This is a genomic window from Tunicatimonas sp., assembly GCF_049647865.1.
Taxonomy (GTDB): Bacteria; Bacteroidota; Bacteroidia; order Cytophagales; family Cyclobacteriaceae; genus Tunicatimonas.
On sequence record NZ_JBARYM010000764.1, the window covers coordinates 1 to 3,480 of the forward strand.

Sequence of the window (3,480 nt, forward strand, 5' to 3'; positions counted from 1 at the left end):
CAGCGCGAGAGTGTATGCGAACTGGGTATTGCTGTTGTAGAAGATGGTCAGGTCACCGAAACCCGCTCGTGGCGCATATGCCCTACTCCCAATTGGTTTCACCCCGGAAATATACGGGTGCACGGTATTACTGTCCATGATGTTGCTGAATCGCCTAAATTTGACACGATGTGGACGGAAGCCAAACCCTACTTTGAGCACGCCAATGTGGTAGCCCACAACGCCAGTTTTGATATGAGCTGCCTTCGCCACGTATTGTCTAAGTACGATCTTGCGTTCCCTTCGCTTTCTTATACTTGTAGTTTACAAGTGGCTCGGCGAGCCTGGAACGGATTCCGCTCCTATGGATTAGGTTCACTTTCGCAACACTTTGGTATCAATTTACGCCACCATGCGGCGGAATCAGATGCCGCAGCTTGCGCTCAAATTCTGATTAGAGCTTGTCAAGAACATGTTGTAAGCGATTTTTCAGAAATTGGCTCTACGTTCGGACTAAGAATGGGGAAGTTATACTACGGAGGTTACGAAGCTGCCGGAAAACTTAGGAAGGATGGGAAAACTTGTTCCGCAGTGGCGACTACCGGACGGGTTCCGGGATGAGATGTGAAATCAGAAGGATTGGGGTGAGAGGGAAGCGGAAGGTTGGTTATAGAACAGAATTAGAGCAAATACAACTTGTCTCTGGATAGAAAATTGGTAATCGTATACAGCTTCCAATTTGAACCCGACTGTGAACTACAGACTATCAACTATGGACTATTAACAATCAATAAAAACTGCTAAGTTTGTCAAGCCATCGCGAACCCTTCTATGAATTTAGATAAAAATACCCGTAGCAAGTACCAATTAGTCATTGGGCTGGAAGTTCATGTGCAGTTGCAAAGTAAAAGTAAAATCTTCGCAGCTGATTTGAATCAGTACGGTGGTGAGCCTAATACCCACATTAGCCCAATTAGCTTGGCGCATCCTGGTACGCTTCCACTACTGAATAAAAAGGTGGTGGAGTACGCTATTAAAATGGGCTTAGCTTGCCATTGTCAAATTACCCAGCAGACCTATTTCGACCGTAAAAATTATTTCTACCCTGACCTTCCCAAAGGGTACCAGATTACGCAAGATAAGACGCCAATTTGCCGAGGGGGGAAAGTACCTATTCGCCCTAATCAGCCCGCTTTAAGACCGGAGGATCGCAGTGCTGAAGTGTTAATTCATCATATTCATTTAGAAGAAGATGCCGGAAAGCTAATGCACCTCAAGGATGAACCTGAGTCACAAGTAGATTTTAATCGGGCGGGTACTGCGCTGATTGAAATTGTTACTGAACCCTGTATGCGCTTTCCTGAAGAGGCTTACGCTGCTTTAACCGAAATTCGCAAATTGGTACGTTATCTAAATATTTGCGACGGTAATATGGAAGAAGGGTCAATGCGCTGCGATGCTAACGTATCGGTAATGCTTCACGATGCTACCGAACTGGGCCGCAAGGTAGAGATTAAAAATATGAACTCCATCCGTAATGTGCAGCGGGCTATTGAGCACGAGTGGGAACGTCAAATCATCTTACTTGAGCAAGGCGAAACTATCGTATCTGAAACTCGCACATTCGACGCGGTTACCGGTACTACCGCTGCCATGCGTTACAAAGAAGAGCTTAACGATTACCGATATTTTCCTGAGCCGGATTTAAGCCCCATGTCGGTGTCGGATGGGTGGTTGGAACAAATCCAGGCAAGTATGCCCTCTCTGCCCTACGAGTTGGAGAAAAAGTTCTCGGAAAAATATGGCTTACCCGAGCACGATCTGGACGTGCTAACCGACAATAAAGAAGTGGCATTGTTTTACGATACATTCTGCCAGCACACTTCTCACTACAAAGCTGCCGCCAACTGGGTGATGGGACCAATAAAATCGTTTTTGAACGAGAGTGGTAAGTCTATTATAGAATTTCCACTGACCTACCAACAAATGAGTGAACTAACCGAGTTAGTTGCCTCCGACCGGATTAGCTTTGCGGCAGCCTCTCAAAAGATTTTTCCAGCCTTGCTTAAGAACCCAGAAGCATCGCCGACTACGATTGCCGAAAAGCTAAATTTATTCCAGGAAAGTAATACCGATAGTTTACAAACGTTGATTAACGAAGTTGTTGGTGACTTTCCCGATAAGGTTGTAGCCTACCGGAAAGGAAAAAAGGGGCTTTTAGGAATGTTTATGGGCGAGGTTATGAAGAGAAGCCAGGGAAAGGCCAATCCTAAAATTACGAATGAGTTGTTGCGCAAAGCATTAAATTGAGCCGGTAACCTTATATTTGCTTATCAATCTAATAAAGACATGAAGACCTTATATTTATATTTACTCTATAGTATTGTCCTCCTCAGTACCTACAGTTGTACTGAGGGACAATCCAACGGTAGTACGAACACTACTTCAGCCACGCACCAGCTATGGATTGAAGGAAAAATTTTGAATCCGCAAATGAATGAACATTTGGTTCTGGAACGCATTGGCGAGAACGACATTGAAGTGGTTGATACGCTGATTGTGACTAGCGATAGCACTTTTCGCTATAGCCTGGAAGAAAACAAGCCCGGATTTTATCGCCTCAATCTGTTTAATCGTCAGTACGTAAACTTGATTCTGGATGATGAAAATGTGGAAGTGGTAGCCGACGGTAGTCGCCCCGACGGTGAGGCAAAAGTAACTGGCTCGACCGATACAGATTATCTGTATGCTGTTAACGAAATCATGCAGAGTATGCAGGAGCAAATTAATGGCCTAAATGCTGATTTTATGAAAGCTCGCTCCGAAAGCGATGCCGAAGGAATGCAGCAAATTGAGCAGCAGTATCTTCAGATTGAGCAGAAGAATAACGAAAAAATTAAAGGTAAAATCCGGGAGATGGGCAACTCTATTGCCGCCCTCTACGCGGTTAACTTCCTAGACGCTGAAAAAGAATTTCCCTTTCTTGACGAACTTGCTACCAAGTTTCAACAAGAACTTCCGGATTCGCCCTACACTAAGCAGTTTGTGAACCAAGTTGAAAGTCTACGATCGCTGGCAATCGGTATGCCCGCTCCCGATATTCAACTACCCAACCCCGCAGGAGATACGGTAAGCCTTTCTTCTTTGCAAGGAAAGTACGTGATGATTGACTTTTGGGCCGCTTGGTGTAAACCTTGCCGGATGGAAAACCCTAACGTGGTGCGAATGTACGAGAAGTACAAAGACGAGGGGTTTGAAATTTACGGGGTTTCACTCGATCGCTCGAAGGAAGACTGGGTAGCGGCTATTGAGAAGGATCAACTCACCTGGAAACACGTTTCCGACTTACAGTACTTTGATTCGCAAGCGGCTCGGCTGTATAATATTAATGCGATTCCCGCCACGGTGCTCATTGATCCTGACGGGAATATTGTTGCTAAGAACCTCCGAGGACCGGCTTTAGAGGGAAAGCTCAGTGAGATATTTGGCGGTGCCTAACGC

Annotated in this window: 3 protein-coding genes; all 3 read left to right on the forward strand. The window is 45.3% G+C overall.

Features of this window, described 5'->3' with window-relative positions; translation table 11 throughout:
* A partial coding sequence (locus WBA23_RS22280; RefSeq protein WP_424584484.1) for an exonuclease domain-containing protein occupies positions 1-600 on the forward strand: 600 nt, incomplete at its 5' end.
* Between the two features lie 210 nt (positions 601-810).
* On the forward strand, positions 811-2,289 hold the full coding sequence (gene gatB / locus WBA23_RS22285; protein WP_424584485.1) for an Asp-tRNA(Asn)/Glu-tRNA(Gln) amidotransferase subunit GatB: 1,479 nt from the start codon (positions 811-813) through the stop codon (positions 2,287-2,289).
* A 39-nt stretch (positions 2,290-2,328) separates the two neighbouring features.
* Complete coding sequence (locus WBA23_RS22290) at positions 2,329-3,477, forward strand: redoxin domain-containing protein (protein ID WP_424584486.1); 1,149 nt, start codon at positions 2,329-2,331, stop codon at positions 3,475-3,477.
* Positions 3,478-3,480: the final 3 nt, after the last annotated feature.